The sequence below is a fragment of the Streptomyces naganishii JCM 4654 genome (assembly GCF_014650575.1).
Taxonomy (GTDB): domain Bacteria; phylum Actinomycetota; class Actinomycetes; order Streptomycetales; family Streptomycetaceae; genus Streptomyces; species Streptomyces naganishii.
This window is the reverse complement of record NZ_BMVF01000008.1, coordinates 35464-59330: the sequence shown is the minus strand read 5'-3', so window position 1 is coordinate 59330 and position 23867 is coordinate 35464. Positions and strand designations below refer to the sequence as shown.

The following is a 23867-nucleotide window of genomic DNA, read 5'->3' as shown; positions in this document are numbered from 1 at the left end:
TATGCCCTGACGGTCGGTGATCGGCAGACGTCCGGAGTGTCGGAACCACCGCTGTTTCCTCGGTCGCAGTAGCTCGATCCCGTCTTAGACTTTCCCCCGCGCACCCAGCCGGGGAGGGCTGATGCGCCTTACGATTCCAGGGGAGCGTTTCATGGCAGCAGCGCACACCACGTCCGACCAGCCGCAAGTCCGGGGCGTCTTCGACTGCGACGAGGCCCATCGCAGCCCACTCCGCTCCGACTACAAGCGGATCTTCGATTCCGGTCTGATCGTGCTTGACACCAATGTGCTGCTCAACCTCTACCGCTCGAACGAGAGCACCCGCCGGGACACCCTTGCTGCCCTCGCTAGGCTTCGCGAGCGCCTGTGGATTCCACACCAGGTGCTCACGGAGTTCTGGCGTAACCGCGAGTCGCCGACCGTACGCCATCACCACGCGACCAAGGCCAATGAGGCGAGCGCCACGCTCGATAAGGCGGTCAACGCGGCCCGGACAGCAGTGACCACTTGGCTGACCGCCGTCCAACTCAAGGACAACGAAGAGGCTGTAGAGCGGACTGACCGAGACCTGACCGAGCTCGCCGAAGCAGCTGGCAGCCTCAAGAAGTTCATCCGGGCGCAGGCCGAGTGCGACGCACTCAAGGAGACTGCCACCACTCACACTGACCCCGTGCTCAACGCTCTCGAACCGCTTCTGCACGGCCGTGTCGGCGAGCCGCTGTCGTCGGACGAATACGACAAGGCCGTGAAAGAAGCACAGGAGCGCGCCGACGAGGGGATCCCGCCGGGGCACGAGGACTTCCGCACCAAGGAACCCGAGCTAGCTGCCGGTGACTACCTCGTGTGGGTACAGCTCATGGCGGAGGCCCGGCACCGCGGGTGCGACGTTCTACTGGTCACGGGGGACGTGAAGAAGGACTGGTGGACCAACCGCGGATACGACATCCCGCCTCGTCCCCGTGCCGAACTTCTCCAGGAACTGCGGGAGCAGGCCGGGGTGGGACTCTACATGCTCACTCCAAGCGAACTGCTCCGCTGGGCCAAAGAACTCCTTGAACTGAACGTGGACGAGGGCTCGGTCCGCGACCTGGAACAACTGGGCGAGGCATCGGCCGACAAAGACTCCGAAGATGAAGCCTGGACGGCGGAGTCGCTGGCCGCGTTCATGGACGAGCTGATGAGGCGCTACCCATCCCGAGTCAAAGCAATCGTTGCAGCTGCGGCAAACGGCGGTTTCGTGGACCGGGAGACGGTGTACGAGCTTGCCGGCTACGACGAGACACGCAGACTCCGCGGCTTCACCCAACCGATCGGCACCCTGTCGAGGGATCTGCAAGCGACAGGTGTGCTGACAGGAGGGGAGCCTTTCCTGCTCACCACCGTCTACGGCCACGCCACCGACCCTTCCTGGGCGAAGGGGTTCCGCATTCCCAGCGGGGTGATTCCCCTGCTCCGGAGCAAGTACGAGGGGGGCGAGCTGTGGCAAACCCGAGACAGCGGAGAAGCTGTGAGCGAACCGTCCGACAGGAGCTGACGTACGAGCAGATCGACCAGGTGTACGGCGTGGCTCGCCATCGGCAAGCCTGGAGTGAGGGCTGAAGCGGGCGCCTCGGCAAGGGCCAGCCGTGTACCTGGGCGCCCGTGGGTGGCCCCGCGAGATGACGATTCACACGGGGCAGTGCCTCTACTGTCCCTCTTTCGCGGAGGCTGACAACCACCGGTACAGCGCCACGCCCAAGATGGCCACACCTGCGACGATGAAGGTCACCACCCCTCCCACACCTATCGACTGGACTGCGAGTTCGCCGATCACGACAAGGATTATCAGCAGGACGAGGCAGCTCATGCAGCCCTTGGCGTACGAAACGAACTCGGGCTCCTGGCTCATACGGCCCCCCGGAAAAGATTGAATGCGCAAGTACCGAGCATAGATCCCAAACGCCTCAGCCGGTTAGACGCGGGATGTGACTCCACGTGCCGAGTCGGCGGGCCGCGGGAACCGGCGTGGGGACGAACCTGCCGTCAGCCTGCGATCTTCGGCACCACCACTGCTCGTTCTCCTGGTTGGCGCTCGCCGAGATCCCGTCCACGCCTCGTCCACAGACCCCGGCATACGCCCGCTCCGGGCCGCATACGCCTGCACATACGCGAAGACCCCGGCCTCAGCGTTTCCGCTGGTGACGGGGTCTTTGGGCACCTCATGCTGGGTGCCCCCGGCAGGATTCGAACCTGCGCACACGGCTCCGGAGGCCGTTGCTCTATCCCCTGAGCTACGGGGGCGTGTCGGGCGCGGTGTTTGCGCGGTGACGGGTAGAACACTACCAGCTCTGCGGGGGTGGTCATGAACGTTTTCCTGGGGCGGACGCGAGTGACCTCCGCGTCTACTTTGTGTGGAGGTGTACCCCGCACGGGGTGGAAGTGGGGAAAACCCGGACGCGGTGGCCGGGGGCGACCTACTCTCGAGTTGTGCCAGCCGCTCCGGGCCGGGTGCTTGTTGTGGATGACAACAAGGTGATCCGGCAGTTGATCAGGGTCAATCTCGAGCTCGAGGGTCTCGAGGTCGTGACCGCGGCCGATGGTGCCGAGTGTCTTGATGTCGTGCATCAGGTCCGGCCCGATGCCATCACCCTCGACGTCGTCATGCCCCGGCTCGACGGGCTCCGTACCGCCGCCCGGCTGCGTGCCGACCCCCGTACCCGTGATCTTCCTCTCGCCATCGTCAGCGCCTGCACTCAGTACGAGTTCGAGGCCGGGCTCGACGCCGGTGTCGACGCCTTCCTCGCCAAGCCCTTCGAGCCGGCCGAACTCGTCCGCGTCGTCCGGCAGTTGATCGCCGGTGGTGCCGTGCGCCGGGCCGCGGCCCGTGACGCCGCTCAGGGGGGCCGGCCGCGTTCCCTCGGGGCTGCCGGGGAGGCCGAGCGGGCCGGGTTGCAGTAGGCCGCGGCTTCGATGCCGTTCTCAGTCGTTCTCAGCCGTTCTTACGGCCTCGACGTCGTCCCTGCGGCTTCGATGTCGTCCTCACGGCCTCGTCGCGCCGCGCCTTGGCGTCTCACGTCCTGTCCGCATGCTGAGAGCATCGTTTAACCCATTCGCTTATCCACCCCCCTCCTCCCCTACGCTTGTCCCGTGACCCCCGTCGAGCTCTCCCGTACCGTGCGGCGCGCGGTGCGTCGGGCTGTCGACTCGGGGGAGCTGAGCGTCGCCGTGCCTGAGCGGGTCGTGGTCACTCCGCCGCGGCCCGGGGGGTGCGGTGACTACGCCAGCAACGTCGCCCTTCAGCTGGCGAGGCCGGCCGGGCAGCCCGCCCTGCGGGTCGCCCAGGTGCTGCGTGGTCATCTTCTCCAGGACGAGGCCATCGATGACATCTCCGTCACCGGGCCCGGGTTCATCAACATCACTCTGCGTCGCCACGGCAGTGGTACACGGGCCGGCGTCCTCGTTGATCGGGTTCTGCGGGGTGGGGTGGCCTACGGGAGCGTTCAGGCGCAGACCGACGGCTCGCCGTTCCAGTCGTGCGTCGTCCACCTTCGCCCCGTCTGCGAGGTCCGGGCCGTCGTCGTCGCCGATGTCGTCGCGCGGTTGCTCCGGGCCCAGGGCGCGGCCGTGAGTACCAGTTGTGACGGGGAGGCTCCGGCCGCCTGGGGTGACGTGCTCGGCGCTCGTTCCGATTGCCGACGGACGCCGCCTGTCGAGTCCTACGTCACCGTGCGGCCCGTGCCCGCCCCCGCCGATCCCCTTCCCCTCGGGCGCGATGCCGGGCGGTGGGCGCTGCTGCTGCCCGCCGGGCATGATCGGCCCCGTGTCTCCGCCGATCCGCATCTCGTCCAGCGGGAGAGCAATCCCCTCTTCCGTGTTCGGTACGCCCACGCCCGGACCCGGGCTCTGAGCCGTAACGCCGCTGATCTCGGCTTCCAGGCCGAGCCTGGGGCCGTCGGCGGGGCGGAGGGAGAAGCCGGGGCCGAAACGCTGCTCGGGCTGCTCGCCGATCATCCCCGCATCCTCGCCCGCGCGGCCGAGCTCCGCGCCCCCGACGTTCTCGCCCGGCACCTCGTCACCGTCGCCGATGCCGTGCTGCCCTTCCTCGCCGGTGTGCTTCCGGTCGGGGAGGAGAAACCCTCGGCCGCCCACCGCGCCCGGCTGGCCCTCGCCGAAGCCGCCGGGACGGTGCTGGCCGGTGGCCTGTACCTGCTCGGCATCGACGCCCCTGACCACCTCTGAGACACCAGAGAGACAGACGAACATGAGCCGTTCCGCACACCCCGCCGGGCCCCGTCACGCCGATGTACTGCCCGAGGGGCACTACCAGGCCCCGCCCGCCGACCTCAACTCCCTCGACCCCAAGGTGTGGGCCCAGACCGTCGGCCGGGACGGGGACGGGGTCGTCACCGTCGGGGGGATTCCCGTCACCCGGCTCGCCGAGGAGTTCGGGACTCCGGCGTACGTACTCGACGAGGCGGACTTCCGGGCGCGTGCACGCTCCTGGCGGGACGCGTTCGGGGCCGACGCCGACGTCTTCTACGCCGGCAAGGCCTTCCTCTCCCGCGCCGTCGTGCGGTGGCTCGACGAGGAGGGGCTGAACCTCGACGTCTGCTCCGGCACCGAGCTCGCCACCGCGCTCTCCGCCGGGATGCCCGCCGAGCGGATCGCCTTCCACGGGAACAACAAGTCCGAGGCCGAGATCCGCCGGGCCGTCGAGGCCGGGGTCGGGCGGATCGTGCTCGACTCCTTCCAGGAGATCGTCCGGGTCGCGCACATCGCCGAGTCGCTCGGGAAGCGGCAGCCGGTGCAGATCCGTATCACCGTCGGCGTCGAGGCGCACACCCACGAGTTCATCGCCACCGCCCACGAGGACCAGAAGTTCGGCATCCCGCTGGCCGGGGGACAGGCCGCGGAGGCGGTACGGCGGGCGCTGCGGCTCGACGGGCTCGAGCTCATCGGGATCCACAGCCACATCGGGTCGCAGATCTTCGACATGTCGGGCTTCGAGGTCGCCGCGCACCGGGTGGTCGGGCTGCTGCGGGACATCCGCGACGAGCACGGCGTCGAACTGCCCGAGATCGACCTCGGAGGCGGTCTCGGCATCGCGTACACCAGCGACGACGACCCCCGCGAGCCGCACGAGATCGCCAAGGCGCTGACCGAGATCGTGACCAGGGAGTGCGAGGCCGCGCGGCTGCGCACCCCGCGCGTCTCCGTCGAGCCCGGGCGCGCCATCGTCGGTCCGACCGCCTTCACGCTCTACGAGGTCGGGACGGTCAAGCCGCTCGAGGGGCTGCGGACGTACGTCTCCGTCGACGGCGGGATGTCCGACAACATCCGCACCGCGCTCTACGACGCCGAGTACAGCGTGGCGCTCGTCTCCCGCACCTCCGACGCGGCGCCCATGCTCGTGCGTGTCGTCGGCAAGCACTGCGAGAGCGGGGACATCGTGGTGAAGGACGCGTTCCTGCCGGCCGACCTGGCGCCCGGCGATCTGATCGCCGTGCCCGCGACCGGTGCGTACTGCCGGTCCATGGCCAGCAACTACAACCACGCGCTGCGTCCGCCGGTCGTCGCGGTCGCGGACGGTCAGGCGCGGGTGATCGTGCGGCGGGAGACGGAGGAGGACCTTCTCCGTCTCGATGTCGGGTGAGAAGGCCGGTGGCGGAGCAAGCCGGTGGCGGAGAAGGCTGGTGGCGGTGGCGGAGAAGGCTGGTGGCGGTGACGGAGAAGGCTGGTGGCGGAGAAAGCCGGGGGCTGGGAAAGCCGCCCGGGGATGCCGGAAGATCTTCGGCTTTCGGGTCGGCGAAAATGAAATAAACGTCTCACGATCCGGACAAAAGGCAGAAACTCCGGTGTGGTGAGTGAGACTGGTCCAACCGTAGACGGTATGAGGAAACGAGGTCGGATGATGCGTACGCGTCCGCTGAAGGTGGCGCTGCTGGGCTGTGGGGTCGTCGGCTCAGAGGTGGCGCGCATCATGACGACGCACGCCGACGATCTCGCGGCCAGGATCGGGGCCCCGGTGGAGCTCGCCGGGGTCGCCGTGCGGCGGCCCGGCAAGGTGCGCGAGGGCATCGACCCGGCCCTCGTCACCACCGACGCGACCGCCCTCGTCAAACGGGGCGACATCGACGTAGTGGTCGAGGTGATCGGCGGTATCGAGCCCGCCCGGACCCTCATCACCGCCGCCTTCGAGCACGGCGCCTCCGTCGTCTCCGCCAACAAGGCCCTGCTCGCCCAGGACGGGGCCGCCCTGCACGCCGCGGCGGAGGAGAACGGCAAGGACCTGTACTACGAGGCCGCCGTCGCCGGCGCGATCCCGCTGATCCGCCCGCTGCGCGAGTCCCTCGCCGGCGACAAGGTCAACCGCGTCCTCGGCATCGTCAACGGGACGACGAACTTCATCCTCGACAAGATGGACTCCACCGGCGCCGGCTACCAGGAGGCCCTCGACGAGGCCACCGCGCTCGGATACGCCGAGGCCGACCCGACCGCCGACGTGGAGGGCTTCGACGCCGCCGCCAAGGCCGCCATCCTCGCCGGGATCGCCTTCCACACGCGGGTGCGCCTCGACGACGTCTACCGCGAGGGCATGACCGAGGTCACCGCCGCCGACTTCGCCTCCGCCAAGGAGATGGGCTGCACCATCAAGCTGCTCGCCATCTGCGAGCGGGCGGCCGACGGCGCCTCCGTGACCGCGCGCGTGCACCCCGCGATGATCCCGCTCAGCCATCCGCTGGCCTCAGTGCGCGGCGCGTACAACGCCGTGTTCGTCGAGTCGGACGCGGCCGGGCAGCTCATGTTCTACGGTCCCGGCGCGGGCGGCTCGCCCACCGCCTCGGCCGTGCTCGGCGACCTCGTCGCCGTGTGCCGCAACCGGCTCAGCGGGGCCACCGGGCCCGGCGAGTCGGCGTACGCGGCACTGCCCGTGTCACCCATGGGCGACGTCGTCACGCGCTACCACATCAGCCTGGACGTCGCCGACAAACCGGGCGTCCTCGCCCAGGTCGCCACCGTGTTCGCCGAGCACGGGGTGTCCATCGACACTGTTCGCCAGCAGGGCAAGGACGGCGAGGCCTCCCTCGTCGTCGTCACCCACCGAGCGTCCGACGCCGCCCTGAACGGCACCGTCGAGGCGCTGCGCAGCCTCGACACCGTGCGGGGTGTCGCCAGCATCATGCGGGTTGAAGGAGAGTAAGCAGCAATGACCCACCAGTGGCGCGGAATCATCGAGGAGTACCGGGACCGGCTGCCGGTGTCCGAGAGCACGCCGGTCGTGACGCTCCGTGAGGGCGGTACGCCCCTGGTGCCCGCGCAGGTGCTCTCCGAGCGCACCGGCTGCGAGGTCCACCTCAAGGTCGAGGGCGCGAACCCGACCGGGTCCTTCAAGGACCGGGGCATGACCATGGCGATCAGCAAGGCCAAGGAGGAGGGGGCGAAGGCGGTCATCTGCGCCTCCACCGGCAACACCTCCGCCTCGGCGGCCGCGTACGGCGTGCGGGCCGGCATGGTGTCCGCGGTGCTCGTGCCGCAGGGGAAGATCGCGCTGGGCAAGATGGGGCAGGCGCTGGTGCACGGCGCCAAGATCCTCCAGGTCGACGGCAACTTCGACGACTGCCTCACGCTCGCCCGCTCGCTCAGCGACAACTACCCCGTGGCGCTGGTCAATTCGGTCAACCCGGTGCGTATCGAGGGGCAGAAGACGGCCGCGTTCGAGATCGTCGACATGCTCGGGGACGCGCCCGACATCCACGTGCTGCCGGTCGGCAACGCGGGCAACATCACTGCCTACTGGAAGGGTTACAAGGAGTACGCCGCCGACGGTGTGGCCGCGCGGACTCCGCGGATGTGGGGCTTCCAGGCCTCCGGCAGCGCGCCGATCGTGCGGGGTGAGGTGGTCAAGGACCCGTCGACCATCGCCACCGCGATACGGATCGGCAACCCGGCCTCCTGGACGTACGCGCTGGCCGCGCGTGACGAGTCCGGCGGTGCCATCGACGAGGTGACGGACCGTGAGATCCTGCGCGCCTACCGGCTGTTGGCGGCTCAGGAGGGTGTCTTCGTCGAGCCGGCGTCCGCCGCGTCCGTGGCCGGCCTGCTGCAGGCCGCCGAACAGGGCAAGGTCGACCCGGGGCAGCGGATCGTGTGCACCGTCACCGGCAACGGCCTCAAGGACCCCGACTGGGCCGTCGCCGGCGCACCCCAGCCGGTTACGGTCCCGGTCGACGCGGCGACGGCCGCGGAGCGGCTGGGTCTGGCGTAGCCGGACAGCGGCTGGGGCCACCGCAACGGGCGTTGCGGTGCCCCTCGCGGGGCGCGCGAGCTCCCCGCGGGGTGCTGTCCCTTGCTGGGTGGGCTGTGGGCTGTGGCCTGCGGGGTCTTGTGGGACCGGTCGCGTGGGGCGGGCTTTCGCGGGGCCGGATACGCGGGGCCCCGCGGGGCCGGATGCGTGAGGCACCCCTCGCGGGGCCGGGCACGTGAGGCACCCTGCGGGGCGGCGGCTCGGGACGCACCTCGCGGTGTGCGCGCGGACCCGCCCCGCGGCTGTGCCGTCCGCGCGCCCGCCGCGTGGGCTCACCCGCTGGGTGCGGTACGTGGAGTGACTCCGCGGTTCCGCGGGGGCAAGGTCGCGTGGCGGCGATGCGCGGCGGCGATTCGCGGCGGTGGTCGCCGGTCCCGGAGCAACCCCGGCCACGCCGTCGGCGTCACCCCCGAGGAGGGGGCACAGGGGGCTTTCGACACGCATCGTGCGCCTCCTGTGCGCCCTATGTCGCGACAGAACCTTCCTTCGATAGGCTGTAGGGAACCCGCCCGCCGCATATGCCCTCGCACGTGGCGTGGTGCCGTCGTCCGTGTGGCGCGGCCCGGGAATCCCCGACCCTGTCGAAAACCCCTTGTCGAAAACTCCCTGTCGAAAACCCCCACTCGAACGTCAGTCGAATCCCATTCGACCGTCACGCAGCTCAAGGAGAGTCAACGAGCGATGGCCGGTCCAGCGTTCCGCGCCGCCGCCGTCCGGGTGCGCGTCCCCGCCACCAGCGCCAACCTCGGCCCGGGCTTCGACGCCCTCGGCCTCGCGCTGGGGCTCTACGACGACGTCGTCGTCCGGGTGGCCGACTCCGGTCTGCACATCGACATCGCCGGAGAGGGCAGCGAGACGCTGCCGCGCGACGAGAAGCACCTCCTCGTACGCTCGCTGCGCACCGCCTTCGACGTGCTGGGCGGCCAGCCCCGCGGCCTGGAGATCGTCTGCGCGAACCGCATCCCGCACGGCCGCGGCCTCGGCTCCTCCTCCGCCGCCATCTGCGCCGGCATCGTCGCCGCGCGCGCCGTGACCATAGGCGGCGAGGCCCGCCTCGACGACACCGCGCTGCTGGAGCTGGCCACCGAGATCGAGGGCCACCCGGACAACGTGGCGGCCTGTCTGCTGGGCGGTTTCACCCTGTCCTGGATGGAGGCCGGCGCCGCCCGCGCCATCAGGATGGAGCCCCGCGATTCCATCGTTCCGGTGGTTTTCGTGCCCGGAAAGCCGGTCCTCACCGAGATCGCCCGCGGCCTGCTCCCGCGCACCGTTCCGCACGTCGACGCCGCCGTCAACGCGGGCCGCGCCGCCCTGCTCGTAGAGGCCCTCACCCGGCGCCCCGAGCTGCTGCTGCCCGCCACCGAGGACCGCCTGCACCAGGAGTACCGGGCCCCGGCCATGCCGGAGAGCGCGGCGCTGGTGGAGCGGCTGCGGGCCGACGGGATCCCCGCGGTCATCTCCGGCGCCGGTCCCACCGTCATGGCCCTGGCCGACGCGGGCACCGCCGACAAGGTCGAACAACTGGCGGGCACCGGCTGGGCCGCCAACCGGCTGAGCCTCGATCTGCAGGGAGCAAGCGTGCTGCCTCTCGCGGGCTGACACGCGATTACCGGATTTCGAGAGGGGGAATGTTTGTTGGATCCGGTAGTGTTAATCTCAAGTCTGCACCCGACCCCACCATGGCGAGGTGCTTCGTGTCCCCGTCCGGGACAGACATTCTTCCGGGAGCCCCCCAAACCGCACTGTGTGGTGAACGTCGTACCTGGGCAGTACGTCGTACGCGGACACTGAGCGGTCCACCGGGCACGCTCCGGAATCGGTGCTACCAGACCACGTGACACTGTGACACTCGGTGCCACGGATCGTCGGGGAAGCGCCAGTCACCAGAAATCTCTTCCGCCGCTTTGGCGGACCACCGCCCCGGCAGGTCCACACAGCAAGGGCCAATGCCGGACAGCACAACCGGTCGCCGAGCCAGACAGGCCGACGTCCGCTCCAGGGAAGGACCCTTCGTGAGCGACACCACCGATCTGATGGGCGCACGTGTCGAGGAGACCGCTGCCGCGCCCGCCACGGACGCCTCCGCGCCTGCCACCGGTGCCGGCTCCCGGCGGCGCCGCGGTACCGGCCTCGAGGGCATGGTGCTGGCCGAGCTGCAGCAGGTCGCATCCGGCCTCGGCATCAGGGGCACCGCGCGGATGCGCAAGAGCCAGCTGATCGAGGTCATCAAGGAGGCGCAGGCCGGGGGCGCCGCCCCGGCGAAGGCCGACGCCGCCGCCGAGACCAAGCCGAAGCGCCGCTCCACCTCCCGCGCCCGCACGGGCGAGGAGGCCGCCGAGAAGAAGGCGGCCGACGCCGGCGCCGAGAAGGCCGTGGCCCAGCAGCAGATCGAGATCCCCGGCCAGCCCGCCAGCGACGACGCTCCCGTCGAGCGCCGCCGGCGCCGTGCGACCGCCGAGGCCGGCGCCCCGGCGGCCGGTGCCGAGACCGGCGCCGCCGAGGCCAAGAGCGAGCCCAGGGCCGAGACCCCCGCCCAGCAGCAGGCCGCCCAGCAGCCGCAGCAGCAGGGCCAGGGCGACGCCGGTGACGGCGGCGAGGGCCGCCGCCGCGACCGCCGTGAGCGCGGCCGCGACCGTGACCGTGACCGGGACCGCGACCGTGACCGCCGCAAGGGCGACGACCAGCAGGGCCAGGGCGGCCAGCGCCAGCAGCAGAACCAGCAGCAGGGCGGCGGCCGCCAGGACCGGAACAACGGCCCGCAGGACGACGACGACTTCGAGGGCGGCCGCCGTGGCCGCCGCGGCCGCTACCGGGACCGCCGTGGCCGCCGAGGCCGCGACGACGTGCAGGAGCCGCAGCTCACCGAGGACGACGTCCTGATCCCCGTCGCGGGCATCCTCGACATCCTCGACAACTACGCCTTCATCCGTACGTCCGGCTACCTGCCCGGTCCCAACGACGTGTACGTCTCCCTCGCCCAGGTCCGCAAGAACGGCCTGCGCAAGGGCGACCACGTCACCGGCGCCGTGCGCCAGCCCAAGGAGGGCGAGCGCCGCGAGAAGTTCAACGCGCTGGTGCGCCTGGACTCCGTCAACGGCATGGCGCCCGAACACGGCCGCGGGCGGCCGGAGTTCAACAAGCTGACGCCGCTGTACCCGCAGGACCGGCTCCGCCTGGAGACCGACCCGGGCGTGCTGACGACGCGGATCATCGACCTCGTCTCGCCGATCGGCAAGGGCCAGCGCGGTCTGATCGTGGCCCCGCCGAAGACCGGCAAGACCATGATCATGCAGGCGGTCGCCAACGCGATCACGCACAACAACCCCGAGTGCCACCTGATGGTCGTCCTCGTCGACGAGCGTCCGGAAGAGGTCACCGACATGCAGCGGTCGGTCAAGGGCGAGGTCATCTCCTCGACCTTCGACCGCCCGGCCGAGGACCACACCACGGTCGCCGAGCTCGCCATCGAGCGCGCCAAGCGCCTCGTCGAGCTGGGCCACGACGTGGTCGTCCTGCTGGACTCGATCACCCGTCTGGGCCGCGCCTACAACCTGGCCGCCCCGGCCTCCGGCCGCATCCTGTCCGGTGGTGTCGACTCCACGGCCCTCTACCCGCCGAAGCGCTTCTTCGGCGCGGCCCGCAACATCGAGGACGGCGGCTCGCTGACCATCCTCGCCACCGCCCTGGTGGACACCGGGTCCCGCATGGACGAGGTGATCTTCGAGGAGTTCAAGGGCACCGGCAACATGGAGCTCAAGCTCGACCGGAAGCTCGCCGACAAGCGCATCTTCCCGGCGGTGGACGTCGACGCGTCCGGCACCCGCAAGGAGGAGATCCTGCTCGGCAACGAGGAGCTGTCCGTCGTCTGGAAGCTCCGCCGGGTGCTGCACGCGCTCGACCAGCAGCAGGCGATCGAGCTGCTCCTGGACAAGATGAAGCAGACCAAGTCGAACATCGAGTTCCTGATGCAGATCCAGAAGACGACCCCGGCGCCGGGCAACGGCGACTGAGGTCACGCGCACAGGCACTGAGGGGCCGCTCCCGCACGGGGCGGCCCTTCGCCGTACCGGCGAGACCTTTGCCACAGGATCACGGCGGTGCCCGGCGCCTGTGCAACCCTTTCCCGGGTTCCCCCGTCTGACCATGCGAGCGACGATTGTGGGTAACCGACCTTAAATCGGATTCGAGGAGCGCATGTCCGCCCAGAGCACGCCGGACCCCGCCATACCGGGGGAAACCGGCCCCACGAGCCCCGCAGGCCGCATCAAGGGCCGCCGGCGCAAGCCCCCCACCGGGAGGCGCAGGGCGCTGACGGTGACGGCCTGGACCGCCGCGGGGATCGTGGTGCTCGGCGGCACCGGCGCCGGCTACCTGTACTTCAAGCTCAACAACAACCTCAAGACGGTCGACATCAACCAGGCCCTCGGCACCGACCGGCCCGGCAAGGCCGACAACGGCTCCGAGAACATCCTGGTCCTCGGCTCCGACTCGCGCTCCGGCACCAACAAGAAGCTCGGCGGCGGCACCGACGACGGCAGCGCCCGCTCCGACACCGCGATGATCGTGCACGTGTACGAGGGCCACAAGAAGGCCACCGTCGTCTCCATGCCGCGCGACACCCTCGTCGACCGCCCCGAGTGCACCGACAGCAAGGGCGCCAAGCACCCCGCCGTGCACGGCGCGATGTTCAACGAGTCGTACTCCACCGGCGGCGCCGCCTGCACGGTCAAGACGGTCGAGTCGCTCACCGGCCTGCGCATGGACCACTACCTCGAGGTCGACTTCAGCGGCTTCGAGAAGCTCATCGACGAGCTCGGGGGCGTCCAGGTCACCACGACCAAGGCGATACACGACCCGCACAGCCACCTGAACCTCACGACCGGCCCGCACACGCTGAACGGGCAGCAGGCCCTCGGCCTGGTCCGCACCCGCCACGGCGTCGGCGACGGCTCCGACCTCGGCCGCATCCAGCTCCAGCAGGCCTTCGTGAAGGCGCTGGCCGAGCAGGTCAAGCACATCGGGCTGTTCACCAGCCCCAAGAAGCTCTACAACCTCGCCGACACCGCGACCAAGGCCGTCACCGCCGACTCCGACCTCGGCTCGGTGAACTCCCTGATGTCCTTCGCCGACGGCCTCAAGGGCATCAGCTCCTCACACATGACCATGGTCACGATGCCGGTCAGGTACGACCCGGCCGACCCCAACCGCGTCGTCGTCGTGCACTCCAAGGCCCAGCTGGTCTGGGACGCCCTGAGGAACGACCGCCCCGTCCCGAAGGCGGCCACCGAAGGCACGGCCACGGGCGAGGCGAAGGACGTGGTGAGCGCCCCGTAGGGTCCGCGGCCCCGAGGGGGAACCCCCCGGGAATACACGGCCCCCGCCCCCGGTTTTGGGGGATGGCGCCAGTCCTGGCAGACTGGTACGTCGGCCCCGGTTCACGCCCCCGCACCCCGCGGCGGCGACCCGGCGCCCTCCCGAAACCTAGGAGACACCTTGAAGCGCGACATCCACCCCGCGTACGTCGAGACGCAGGTCAGCTGCACCTGCGGCGCGTCGTTCACGACCCGCAGCACCATCGACTCCGGCACCATCCGGGCCGAGGTCTGCTCCGAGTGCCACCCGTTCTACACGGGCAAGCAGAAGATCCTCGACACCGGTGGCCGTGTGGCCCGCTTCGAGGCCCGCTTCGGCAAGGCTGCCGCCGGCTCCAAGAAGTAGCGAGCCCCTTTCGCCGGTCCACGGTCGCGTCCCCACCCGGGGGCGGGCCGGGACCGGCGTTTTTGGTCGCCCGCCTTCCCCTACCCAAGCAGTACCGGCAGTACAGGAGCCGCAAGATGTTCGAGGCCGTCGAGGAGCTCGTCGCCGAGCACGCCGATCTGGAGAAGAAGCTCGCCGACCCGTCGGTCCACGCCGACCAGGCGAACGCGCGCAAGCTCAACAAGCGCTACGCCGAGCTCACCCCGATCGTCGCCACGTACCGCTCCTGGAAGCAGACCGGCGACGACATCGAGACCGCGCGCGAACTGGCCGCCGACGACCCGGACTTCGCCGCCGAGGTCAAGGAGCTGGACAAGCAGCGCGAGGAGCTCACCGAGAGGCTGCGCCTGCTGCTCGTCCCGCGCGACCCCAGCGACGACAAGGACGTCATCCTCGAGATCAAGGCCGGCGCCGGCGGCGACGAGTCCGCGCTCTTCGCGGGCGACCTGCTGCGCATGTACCTGCGCTACGCCGAGCGCGTCGGCTGGAAGACCGAGATCATCGACGCCACCGAGTCCGAGCTCGGCGGCTACAAGGACGTCCAGGTCGCGGTGAAGACCCGCGGGCAGACCGAGCCCGGCCAGGGCGTGTGGGCGCGGCTGAAGTACGAGGGCGGGGTGCACCGCGTGCAGCGCGTGCCCGCCACCGAGTCCCAGGGCCGTATCCACACCTCCGCGGCCGGCGTGCTGGTCACCCCCGAGGCGGAGGAGGTCGACGTGGAGATCAACCCGGGCGACCTGCGCATCGACGTCTACCGTTCCTCCGGCCCCGGCGGCCAGTCCGTGAACACCACCGACTCCGCGGTGCGCATCACGCACCTGCCCACCGGCGTCGTCGCCTCCTGCCAGAACGAGAAGAGCCAGCTGCAGAACAAGGAGCAGGCGATGCGTATCCTGCGCTCCAGGCTCCTCGCCATGGCGCAGGAGGAGGCGGAGAGGGAGGCCGCGGACGCCCGCCGCAGCCAGGTCCGCACCGTCGACCGCTCCGAGAAGATCCGCACGTACAACTTCCCGGAGAACCGCATCTCCGACCACCGCGTCGGCTTCAAGGCGTACAACCTGGACCAGGTCCTGGACGGCGACCTCGACTCCGTCATCCAGGCCTGCGTCGACGCCGACTCGGCGGCCAAGCTCGCGGCCGCCTAGGGCGCCGCGGCGGCCGCCCGCCGCCCGCGGCACCGAAGACCCGTACCACGCATCACAGCCCAGCCCCGGAGGACCAGCGTGCAGCAAGATTTTGGGAGGCGCCCGCCAGGCCCCCGCAGCGTGCTGCTCGCCGAGGTGGCGCAGGCCACCCAGCGGCTCGCCGACGCCGGCGTGCCCTCGCCGCGCACCGACGCAGAGGAGCTCGCCGCGTTCGTGCACGGCGTCAAGCGGGGCGAGCTGCACTCGGTCAAGGACGCCGACTTCGACGCCCGTTACTGGGAGGTCATCGCCCGCCGCGAGCAGCGCGAGCCGCTCCAGCACATCACCGGCCGCGCCTACTTCCGCTACCTGGAGCTCCAGGTCGGGCCCGGCGTCTTCGTGCCGCGGCCCGAGACCGAGTCCGTGGTCGGCTGGGCCATAGACGCGGTGCGGGCCATGGACGTGGTCGAGCCCTGCATCGTCGACCTGTGCACCGGCTCCGGCGCCATCGCGCTCGCCCTCGCCCAGGAGGTGCCGCGCTCGCGGGTGCACGCCGTGGAGCTGAGCGAGGAGGCGCTGACCTGGACCCGCAAGAACGTCGAGGGGTCCAGGGTCGACCTGCGCCAGGGCGACGCGCTGACCGCGTTCCCCGACCTCGACGGACAGGTCGACCTCGTGATCTCCAACCCGCCGTACATCCCGCTCACCGAGTGGGAGTACGTGGCGCCCGAGGCCCGCGACTACGACCCCGAACTCGCCCTGTTCTCGGGCGAGGACGGCCTCGACCTGATCCGCGGCCTGGAACGCACCGCGCACCGGCTGCTGCGCCCCGGCGGGGTCGTCGTCGTCGAGCACGCCGACACCCAGGGCGGACAGGTGCCGTGGATCTTCACCGAGGAGCGCGGCTGGGCGGACGCGGCGGACCACCCCGACCTGAACAACCGGCCGCGGTTCGCCACCGCCCGCAAGGCGCTGCCGTGACCCGCACCCAGCCACGCACCAGGACTTCAAGCCAGCAGTACGTGTACGAGGAGGCCCGCTGACAATGGCACGGCGATACGACACCAACGACGCGACCGACCGCGTGACGGGTCTGCGCGAGGCCGCGTCCGCCGTCCGCCGGGGCGAACTCGTGGTGCTGCCGACCGACACGGTGTACGGCATCGGCGCCGACGCGTTCTCCTCGGAGGCCGTCGCCGACCTGCTGGCCGCCAAGGGCCGGGGCCGCAACATGCCCACGCCCGTGCTCATCGGCTCCCCGAACACGCTGCACGGCCTGGTCACCGACTTCTCCGAGCTCGCCTGGGAGCTCGTCGACGCCTTCTGGCCGGGCGCGCTGACGCTGATCGCCCGCCACCAGCCGTCCCTCCAGTGGGACCTCGGGGACACCCGGGGGACGGTCGCGGTGCGCATGCCCCTGCACCCGGTCGCCATCGAACTGCTCACCGAGGTCGGCCCGATGGCCGTCTCCTCGGCCAACCTCAGCGGCCACCCGGCGCCGGAGACCTGCGACGCCGCGCAGGACATGCTCGGCGACTCCGTCTCCGTCTACCTCGACGGCGGCCCGACCCCCGGGAACGTTCCGTCCTCCATCGTGGACGTCAGCGGCCGGGTGCCCGTCCTGCTGCGCGAGGGCGCGCTGTCGCCCGAGGAGCTGCGCAAGGTCGTACCCGACCTCGAGGTGGCGAATTGACGGCCCCTGACACGGGGCGTGGCATAGGCGAGGGGGGCGACCGGGCGATCCCGGCCCAGCCGGGCCCGCCCGGCGAGACCTTCCGCATCCTCCACGTCAGCACCGGCAACGTGTGCCGCTCGCCCATCACGGAGCGGCTGACCCGGCACTTCCTGACGGACCGGCTCGGCGACGCCCGGGGCGGCGGCCTGATCGTGGAGAGCGCCGGCACCTGGGGCCACGAGGGCGCGCCCATGGAGGCCAACGCCGAGGCCGTCCTCGCCGACTTCGGCGCGGACGCCTCCGGCTTCACCGGTCGCGAACTCCTCGACGAGCACGTCATCATGGCCGACCTCGTGCTGACCGCCACCCGCGACCACCGCGCCCAGGTGATCTCCATGGGCCACTCCGCGGGCCTGCGCACCTTCACGCTCAAGGAGTTCACCCGCCTGGTGCGGGCGATCGACCCGGCGACGCTGCCTCCCCTGGAGGACGGCGTCGTCGAGCGCGCCCGCGCACTGGTGCGCGCCGCCGCCGCTCTACGCGGGTGGCTCCTGGCGCCCACTCCCGAGGCCGACGAGGTCCACGACCCCTACGGCGCCCCGCTGCCGTTCTTCCGCTCCATCGGCGAGGAGATACACCAGGCCCTGGACCCGGTGGTGACGGCCCTGACGGGAGTGCGGGCACGCGCCTGAGCGGCCGGGGAGGGCTGACCGTGACGGCGTAACAGCCGCGCGGGCGGCCGGGGGCGGCCCTACATTGGACGTACGTCACCGTCGACCGTCCGGAGACCACCATGTCGGTCATCCCCGCTCCAGAGGGCGACGTCCTGCGGCGGCAGGACCGTGAAGTGGCCGATCTGCTGCTGGGCGAGCTGGACCGGCAGGCGACGACACTTCAGCTGATCGCGGCGGAGAACTTCACCTCGCCCGCGGTGCTCGCCGCGCTCGGCTCGCCCCTGGCCAACAAGTACGCCGAGGGCTACCCGAGCGCGCGCCACCACGGCGGCTGCGAGATCGTCGACGCGGCCGAACGCCTCGCCGTGGAGCGCGCCAAGACACTCTTCGGCGCCGAGCACGCCAACGTGCAGCCGCACTCCGGCTCCTCGGCCGTGCTGGCCGCCTACGCCGCCCTGCTGCGCCCCGGAGACACCGTGCTCGCCCTCGGCCTGCCCTACGGCGGGCACCTCACCCACGGCTCGCCGGCGAACTTCTCCGGGCGCTGGTTCGACTTCGTCGGCTACGGCGTCGACGCCGAGAGCGGGCTCATCGACCATCAGCAGGTGCGCACCCTGGCCCGCTCCCACCGCCCCAAGGCCATCGTGTGCGGCTCGATCGCCTACCCGCGCCACATGGACTACCCCTTCTTCCGCGCGGTCGCCGACGAGGTGGGCGCCTATCTGATCGCCGACGCCGCCCATCCCATCGGGCTGGTCGCCGGGGGAGCGGCGCCGAACCCGGTGCCGTACGCCGACGTGGTGTGCGCCACCACGCACAAGGTGCTGCGCGGCCCGCGCGGCGGGATGGTGCTGTGCGGCGCCGAGCTCGCCGAGCGGGTGGACCGGGCGGTGTTCCCGTTCACGCAGGGTGGCGCGCAGATGCACACCATCGCCGCCAAGGCCGTCGGGTTCGGCGAGGCGGCCACGCCGGCGTTCGGCGCCTACGCCCACCAGGTCGTCGCCAACGCGCGCGTGCTGGCCGCCCGGCTGGGCGCGGAGGGGCTGGCCGTCACCACGGGCGGCACCGACACCCACATGATCACCGCGGATCCGGCGCCGCTCGGCGTGGACGGCCGCACCGCGCGCGGACGGCTCGCCGCCGCCGGGATCGTCCTGGACTGCTGTGCGCTTCCGCACACCGACGACCGGGGCCTGCGCCTGGGCACCGCGGCGGTGACCACGCAGGGCATGGGCCAGGGCGAGATGGAGTGGATCGCCGTGCTGTTCGGCAAGGTGCTGCGCGGCGAGGTGGACGGGGCGCGGGCCCGCGAGGACGTGCGCGAACTCACGGGGAGATTCCCGCCCTATCCGGGGTGAAGCGGGGTAGGCGCAGGGGCATGACGCGGCCGGGTACAGCCGTGCACAGGCACGCGTGCAACCATCGTCGCTACCCGGAAGTCCCCATACATATGCCTGCGTCGCTAGTGTGTGGGGCTGAGATGGCCAGCGAGACATGTGGGGAAGCCCGTGCGTGAATACCTGCTGACGCTCTGCATCACGGCCGCGGTGACGTACCTGCTGACAGGACCGGTACGGAAGTTCGCGATCGTGGCCGGAGCCATGCCGGAGATCCGGGCGCGTGACGTGCACCGGGAACCCACTCCGCGCCTCGGCGGGATCGCGATGTTCTTCGGCATGTGCGCGGGCCTGCTCGCCGCGGACCACCTCACCAACCTCAACGAGGTGTTCGAGAAGTCCAACGAGCCGCGCGCGCTGCTCTCCGGGGCGGCCCTGATCTGGCTGATCGGCGTCCTGGACGACAAGTTCGAGATCGACGCCCTGATCAAGCTGGGCGGCCAGATGATCGCCGCCGGCGTGATGGTCATGCAGGGCCTGACGATCCTGTGGCTGCCCGTCCCGGGTGTCGGCACGGTCGCGCTGACCCAGTGGCAGGCCACCCTGCTCACCGTCGCCCTGGTCGTCATCACGATCAACGCGGTCAACTTCGTCGACGGCCTCGACGGCCTGGCCGCCGGCATGGTGTGCATCGCGGCCGCCGCGTTCTTCATGTACACGTACCGGATCTGGTACTCGTACGGCATCGAGGCCGCCGCCCCGGCCACGCTCTTCGCGGCCGTCCTGATGGGCATGTGCCTGGGCTTCCTGCCGCACAACATGCATCCCGCGCGGGTCTTCATGGGCGACTCGGGCTCCATGCTGATCGGCCTGGTGCTGGCGGCCGGCGCGATCTCGGTGACCGGGCAGGTCGACCCGGACGTGATGAAGCTGTTCTCCGGGTCCGAGCGCAACACCGTGCACCAGATGGTGCCGGTCTACATCCCGCTGCTGATGCCGCTGACGATCATCGCCATCCCGGCCGCCGACTTCGTCTTCGCGGTGGTGCGGCGCACGTGGCGCGGCCAGTCCCCGTTCGCCGCCGACCGCGGCCACCTGCACCACCGGCTGCTCCAGATCGGCCACTCGCACAGCCGGGCCGTGCTGATCATGTACTTCTGGGCGGCCCTGATCGGCTTCGGGGCGCTGGCCTACTCGGTCAACTCCGCCTCGATGTGGATCGTGCTGGGCATCGTCTTCCTGAGCTTCATCGGCCTGGTGCTGCTCCTGCTGCCGCGCTTCACGCCGCGCGCCCCGCGCTGGGCCCAGCACCTGGTCCCGCCGCGCTACCGCCGCCGCCGTGCGGCCACGGCGCCGGCGGCCTCGACGCCCGCCGCCTCGACGCCGGCCGCCGCCGCGTCGGCGGCTCCCGCCCGTGAGGCGCACGACACCTGCGGGGTCGCGGCGGGAGTGGCCGGAGTCAACGGAGCGACTGCCGTGGGCCCTCGCTCAAGGTAAGAATCTGACTAAGACGTTGCCAATCCGTGGGGGAGCATATCCCCCCAATACCAGACAACTCGGCCCGGTTTCTGCACAGACGGGCGGAGTCACTCTCATGTGTGACAGCGAGCACACCAACCAGGTAAAGGACTCATCAAATAGTTTGTGATACGGTTCACGAGAACCCCGGATAGAGCCGAAGGACCCCAGAACAAGGGGCCCCAGGTGCTGAGTTTTCTCTCCGAAATCCGGGACTACGCTCGTCCATGACGACACCCTGCCCCCCCTGCGAAAGCGGAGTTGCCGCCATGCCGTCCAATGACGCCCGGAACCTCGTGCCGATCGCCGTCCCCACGGCGGCCGTCGGCGTGGTCGCGGTCGCCGTCAGCGGTGTGGTGGCCGGCGGCAAGGGCGCGCTCGGAGCGGCGGTGGGCGCGCTGCTGGCCATCGCCTTCATGGGACTGGGCCTGTACGTGCTGCAGTGGACCGCGAGGACGCTCCCGCAGCTGTTCCAGGCCATGGGCCTCATGCTCTACGTCGCCCAACTCCTGCTGCTGATGATCTTCTTGGCCCTCTTCAAGGGCACGACCCTCTTCAACGCCAAGGCATTCGCGTTCTCACTCGTCGTCGCGACCGTCGTATGGATGGCCGCCCAGGCGCGTGCGCACATGAAGGCCAAGATCTTCTACGTCGAACCGGACTCGGAGAAGAGTGAGAAGTCCGAGAAGACGGGGTCCTCGTCGTGAGGGGTAGGGCCGGGATAAAGACGGCAGAGTTCTCCTGCTATCGTCCGGTGCCAACTGCGGCATCGCGGGCGCGGGCATCTGAGCTGACGCCTGCTCGAACGCGAGGCTCGATGCCCCCCAGCCGCCTCCACATCCGTAACACCAGTCCGGTGCCGACCCGCGGCTGCGCGCCGCGCCGACACAACGAGGTTGCCGTACCCATGCGCCACGCTGAAGGAGTCCGCGGTGAGTGCTGACCCGACGCAGGTGCTCGCCTTCGAGACCGACTGCCACATCTTCAACGGCTGTGGCTTCCCCGCTCCGGGCCTGCACTCGTTCCTGTTCAAGCCCCTGTGGGGCGACGGGGACAGCAACTTGTACTTCAACAAGACGATGCTCCTGGCGCTGCTCGGCTCGATCGTCATCGTCGGGTTCTTCTGGGTCGCCTTCCGCAAGCCGAAGGTCGTTCCGGGCAAGTTCCAGATGGTCGGCGAGGCCGCGTACGACTTCGTGCGCCGCGGCATCGTCTACGAGACGATCGGCAAGCGCGAGGGCGAGAAGTACGTGCCCTTCATGGTCTCGCTGTTCTTCTTCGTCTGGATGATGAACCTCTGGTCGATCATCCCGGTCGCCCAGTTCCCGGTGACGGCGATCATTTCGTACCCGCTGGTACTGGCGGTGATCGTCTGGTTCACCTGGATCATCCTGACCTTCAAGAGGCACGGGTTCGTCGGCTTCTTCAAGAACGTGACCGGCTACGACCCGACGATCGGTCCGGTGCTGCCGCTGTCCATGTCGATCGAGTTCTTCTCGAACATCCTGGTCCGGCCGTTCACGCACGCGGTCCGACTCTTCGCGAACATGTTCGCGGGCCACACGCTGCTGCTGCTCTTCACGCTCGCCAGCTGGTACCTGCTGAACGGCATCGGCATCGCCTACGCCGGCGTCTCGTTCGTGATGGTCCTGCTGATGACCGCCTTCGAGCTCTTCATCCAGGCTGTCCAGGCGTACGTCTTCGTCCTCCTGGCCTGCAGCTACGTCCAGGGCGCGCTCGCCGAACACCACTGAGCACACCCCCGGCTCCCACCCCCGATTCGTCCGGTGGCCAACCCCCACCGGTCCGCAAAGAGAAGGAAGAACTGGCATGTCCCAGACCCTCGCCGCCGTCACCGGTTCCCTCAGCTCCGTGGGTTACGGCCTTGCTGCCATCGGCCCCGGCGTCGGCATCGGCATCATCTTCGGCAACGGCACCCAGGCTCTGGCCCGTCAGCCCGAGGCCGCCGGTCTGATCCGCGCCAACCAGATCCTCGGCTTCGCGTTCTGTGAGGCGCTGGCCCTCATCGGCCTCGTCATGCCGTTCGTCTACAAGTAAGCCGAACAGCGACCACAGACCATAGACGAAAGGCACTGATGTGAACCCTCTGGTTCAGATCGCGGCGGAGTCGGAGAACCCCCTCTTTCCGCCGATTCCCGAGCTCGTCATCGGCCTGATCGCCTTCGTCATCGTCTTCGGCTTCCTCGGCAAGAAGCTCCTCCCGAACATCAACAAGGTTCTGGAAGAGCGCCGGGAGGCCATCGAGGGCGGTATCGAGAAGGCCGAGGCCGCGCAGACCGAGGCCCAGAGCGTCCTCGAGCAGTACAAGGCCCAGCTCGCCGAGGCCCGGCACGAGGCCGCGCGCCTGCGCCAGGAGGCGCACGAGCAGGGTGCCACGCTGATCGCCGAGATGCGGGCCGAGGGCCAGCGGCAGCGCGAGGAGATCGTCGCCGCCGGTCACGCCCAGATCGAGGCCGACCGCAAGGCCGCCGCGTCCGCGCTCCGGCAGGACGTCGGCAAGCTGGCGACCGAGCTGGCCGGCAAGCTCGTCGGCGAGTCCCTCGAGGACCACGCCCGGCAGAGTCGTGTCATCGACCGCTTCCTCGACGAGCTCGAGGAGAAGGCCGAGGCGGCTCGATGACTGCGCACGGAGCCAGCCGCGAGGCACTGACCGCCGCACGTGAGCGTCTGGACGCGCTGACGGACTCCACCTCGGTGGACCCCGCTCGGCTCGCCGACGAGCTGGCGGCCGTCACCGGGCTGCTCCACCGCGAGGTCGGCCTGCGTCGGGTTCTCACCGACCCGGCGCAGTCCGGCGAGGCCAAGGCCACGCTGGTCCAGCGCCTGCTGGGCAGCCAGGTCAGCGGCAACGCCGTGGACCTGGTGGCCGGCATGGTGCGCTCGCGCTGGTCGCAGCCCCGCGACCTGGTGGACGCGCTGGAGGAACTGGCGGACACCGCCGACCTCACCGCCGCCGAGCGGACCGGTGAGCTCGACGACGTGGAGGACGAGCTGTTCCGCTTCGGGCGGATCGTCTCCTCGAGCACTGGGCTGCGCGCGGCGCTGACCGACCAGTCCGCGAGCACGGCGGCCAAGACCGAGCTGCTGCACCGGCTGCTCGGCGGCAGGGCCACGGCGACCACGGAGCGTCTGGTGACGCGCCTTGTGACCGCGCCTCGGGGTCGTAGCCTGGAGTCGGGACTGGAGTCCCTGTCCAAGCTCGCCGCCGACCGCCGGGACCGCATGGTCGCCGTCGTCACCTCGGCGGTACCGCTGAGCGACACGCAGAAGCAGCGCCTCGGCGCGGCTCTCGCCAAGCTCTACGGCCGCCGGATGCACCTCAATCTCGACGTGGACCCCGAGGTCGTCGGCGGGATCCGGGTGCAGGTGGGCGACGAGGTCATCAACGGCTCGATCGCGGACCGGCTCGAGGACGCCGCCCGCCGCATGGCGAGCTAGCAGCAACTCAACACAAGACGTACACGACGGCCCTGGTTG

Annotated in this window: 22 protein-coding genes and 1 tRNA gene; 21 read left to right on the top strand and 2 right to left on the bottom strand. The window is 70.3% G+C overall.

All coding sequences use genetic code 11. From position 1 onward, the window contains the following. Positions 1-151 precede the first annotated feature (151 nt). Positions 152-1534 (top strand): PIN-like domain-containing protein, encoded by a 1383-nt coding sequence (locus IE217_RS16500; protein WP_190178632.1) that lies wholly within the window; start codon positions 152-154, stop codon positions 1532-1534. A 150-nt stretch (positions 1535-1684) separates the two neighbouring features. Here the strand turns inward: IE217_RS16500 and IE217_RS16495 are convergent, their stop codons facing one another. Continuing rightward, positions 1685-1888 (bottom strand): hypothetical protein, encoded by a 204-nt coding sequence (locus IE217_RS16495; RefSeq protein ID WP_190178631.1) that lies wholly within the window; start codon positions 1886-1888, stop codon positions 1685-1687. Between the two features lie 320 nt (positions 1889-2208). Continuing rightward, positions 2209-2280 (bottom strand) — tRNA-Arg (locus IE217_RS16490). Between the two features lie 138 nt (positions 2281-2418). Here IE217_RS16490 and IE217_RS16485 point away from each other — a divergent pair. From IE217_RS16485 to IE217_RS16390, 20 genes are all read left to right on the top strand, one after another. After that, positions 2419-2937, top strand: coding sequence for a response regulator (locus tag IE217_RS16485; RefSeq protein ID WP_229865358.1), 519 nt, complete (start codon positions 2419-2421; stop codon positions 2935-2937). 189 nt (positions 2938-3126) lie between these two features. Continuing rightward, positions 3127-4218: an ArgS-related anticodon-binding protein NrtL gene (gene nrtL, locus IE217_RS16480; RefSeq protein WP_190178630.1), complete on the top strand. Its 1092-nt coding sequence runs from the start codon at positions 3127-3129 to the stop codon at positions 4216-4218. 22 nt (positions 4219-4240) lie between these two features. Continuing rightward, positions 4241-5632 (top strand): diaminopimelate decarboxylase, encoded by a 1392-nt coding sequence (gene lysA / locus IE217_RS16475; RefSeq protein WP_190178629.1) that lies wholly within the window; start codon positions 4241-4243, stop codon positions 5630-5632. Between the two features lie 258 nt (positions 5633-5890). Next, a complete protein-coding gene (locus IE217_RS16470; protein ID WP_190178842.1) occupies positions 5891-7180 on the top strand; it encodes a homoserine dehydrogenase in 1290 nt (429 codons plus the stop codon). A 6-nt stretch (positions 7181-7186) separates the two neighbouring features. After that, positions 7187-8245: a threonine synthase gene (gene thrC, locus IE217_RS16465; protein WP_190178628.1), complete on the top strand. Its 1059-nt coding sequence runs from the start codon at positions 7187-7189 to the stop codon at positions 8243-8245. A 720-nt stretch (positions 8246-8965) separates the two neighbouring features. Further along, positions 8966-9883: a homoserine kinase gene (thrB, locus tag IE217_RS16460; protein WP_190178627.1), complete on the top strand. Its 918-nt coding sequence runs from the start codon at positions 8966-8968 to the stop codon at positions 9881-9883. A 413-nt stretch (positions 9884-10296) separates the two neighbouring features. Then, positions 10297-12294, top strand: a complete 1998-nt coding sequence (rho, locus tag IE217_RS16455) for a transcription termination factor Rho (RefSeq protein ID WP_190178626.1) — start codon at positions 10297-10299, stop codon at positions 12292-12294. Positions 12295-12478: 184 nt separating this feature from the next. Further along, positions 12479-13618 carry an LCP family protein gene (locus IE217_RS16450; protein WP_190178625.1) on the top strand — a complete coding sequence of 380 codons (1140 nt, stop codon included), beginning with the start codon at positions 12479-12481 and terminating at the stop codon, positions 13616-13618. Positions 13619-13777: 159 nt separating this feature from the next. Further along, positions 13778-14002, top strand: a complete 225-nt coding sequence (rpmE, locus tag IE217_RS16445; protein ID WP_073948783.1) for a 50S ribosomal protein L31 — start codon at positions 13778-13780, stop codon at positions 14000-14002. Positions 14003-14118: 116 nt separating this feature from the next. After that, on the top strand, positions 14119-15186 hold the full coding sequence (gene prfA / locus IE217_RS16440; protein ID WP_190178624.1) for a peptide chain release factor 1: 1068 nt from the start codon (positions 14119-14121) through the stop codon (positions 15184-15186). A gap of 120 nt (positions 15187-15306) precedes the next feature. Then, on the top strand, positions 15307-16146 hold the full coding sequence (gene prmC, locus IE217_RS16435) for a peptide chain release factor N(5)-glutamine methyltransferase (RefSeq protein ID WP_190178623.1): 840 nt from the start codon (positions 15307-15309) through the stop codon (positions 16144-16146). 64 nt (positions 16147-16210) lie between these two features. Continuing rightward, positions 16211-16858: an L-threonylcarbamoyladenylate synthase gene (locus tag IE217_RS16430; protein ID WP_190178622.1), complete on the top strand. Its 648-nt coding sequence runs from the start codon at positions 16211-16213 to the stop codon at positions 16856-16858. Then, the gene (locus tag IE217_RS16425; RefSeq protein WP_190178621.1) at positions 16855-17532 is read left to right on the top strand and encodes an arsenate reductase/protein-tyrosine-phosphatase family protein; all 678 of its coding nucleotides are present in this window, start codon (positions 16855-16857) and stop codon (positions 17530-17532) included. Before IE217_RS16430 ends, IE217_RS16425 begins: the two co-directional genes overlap by 4 nt. Before the next feature lie 101 nt (positions 17533-17633). Beyond that, entirely contained in the window at positions 17634-18872 is a 1239-nt protein-coding gene (gene glyA, locus IE217_RS16420; protein WP_190178620.1) for a serine hydroxymethyltransferase, read from the top strand. A 150-nt stretch (positions 18873-19022) separates the two neighbouring features. After that, positions 19023-20348, top strand: coding sequence for an MraY family glycosyltransferase (locus IE217_RS16415; RefSeq protein ID WP_190178619.1), 1326 nt, complete (start codon positions 19023-19025; stop codon positions 20346-20348). 290 nt (positions 20349-20638) lie between these two features. After that, positions 20639-21076 (top strand): Cg1360 family ATP-synthase-associated protein, encoded by a 438-nt coding sequence (locus IE217_RS16410; RefSeq protein ID WP_190178618.1) that lies wholly within the window; start codon positions 20639-20641, stop codon positions 21074-21076. Between the two features lie 225 nt (positions 21077-21301). Beyond that, positions 21302-22123, top strand: coding sequence for a F0F1 ATP synthase subunit A (gene atpB, locus IE217_RS16405; RefSeq protein WP_190178617.1), 822 nt, complete (start codon positions 21302-21304; stop codon positions 22121-22123). A 76-nt stretch (positions 22124-22199) separates the two neighbouring features. Beyond that, entirely contained in the window at positions 22200-22427 is a 228-nt protein-coding gene (gene atpE / locus IE217_RS16400) for an ATP synthase F0 subunit C (protein WP_189705424.1), read from the top strand. A 40-nt stretch (positions 22428-22467) separates the two neighbouring features. Further along, complete coding sequence (locus tag IE217_RS16395) at positions 22468-23010, top strand: F0F1 ATP synthase subunit B (protein ID WP_190178616.1); 543 nt, start codon at positions 22468-22470, stop codon at positions 23008-23010. After that, positions 23007-23828: a F0F1 ATP synthase subunit delta gene (locus IE217_RS16390; protein ID WP_190178615.1), complete on the top strand. Its 822-nt coding sequence runs from the start codon at positions 23007-23009 to the stop codon at positions 23826-23828. Before IE217_RS16395 ends, IE217_RS16390 begins: the two co-directional genes overlap by 4 nt. Positions 23829-23867 lie beyond the last annotated feature (39 nt).

Excerpts from the sequence above, each read along its gene's own strand:
- glyA (WP_190178620.1), top strand. The coding sequence starts at position 17,634 with ATGTCGGTCATCCCCGCTCCAGAGGGCGACGTCCTGCGGCGGCAGGAC.
- atpE (WP_189705424.1), top strand. The coding sequence starts at position 22,200 with ATGTCCCAGACCCTCGCCGCCGTCACCGGTTCCCTCAGCTCCGTGGGT.
- thrB (WP_190178627.1), top strand. The coding sequence starts at position 8,966 with ATGGCCGGTCCAGCGTTCCGCGCCGCCGCCGTCCGGGTGCGCGTCCCC.
- IE217_RS16430 (WP_190178622.1), top strand. The coding sequence starts at position 16,211 with ATGGCACGGCGATACGACACCAACGACGCGACCGACCGCGTGACGGGT.
- lysA (WP_190178629.1), top strand. The coding sequence starts at position 4,241 with ATGAGCCGTTCCGCACACCCCGCCGGGCCCCGTCACGCCGATGTACTG.
- prfA (WP_190178624.1), top strand. The coding sequence starts at position 14,119 with ATGTTCGAGGCCGTCGAGGAGCTCGTCGCCGAGCACGCCGATCTGGAG.
- IE217_RS16495 (WP_190178631.1), bottom strand. The coding sequence starts at position 1,888 with ATGAGCCAGGAGCCCGAGTTCGTTTCGTACGCCAAGGGCTGCATGAGC.
- thrC (WP_190178628.1), top strand. The coding sequence starts at position 7,187 with ATGACCCACCAGTGGCGCGGAATCATCGAGGAGTACCGGGACCGGCTG.
- IE217_RS16450 (WP_190178625.1), top strand. The coding sequence starts at position 12,479 with ATGTCCGCCCAGAGCACGCCGGACCCCGCCATACCGGGGGAAACCGGC.
- IE217_RS16390 (WP_190178615.1), top strand. The coding sequence starts at position 23,007 with ATGACTGCGCACGGAGCCAGCCGCGAGGCACTGACCGCCGCACGTGAG.
- IE217_RS16410 (WP_190178618.1), top strand. The coding sequence starts at position 20,639 with ATGCCGTCCAATGACGCCCGGAACCTCGTGCCGATCGCCGTCCCCACG.
- IE217_RS16500 (WP_190178632.1), top strand. The coding sequence starts at position 152 with ATGGCAGCAGCGCACACCACGTCCGACCAGCCGCAAGTCCGGGGCGTC.
- IE217_RS16470 (WP_190178842.1), top strand. The coding sequence starts at position 5,891 with ATGCGTACGCGTCCGCTGAAGGTGGCGCTGCTGGGCTGTGGGGTCGTC.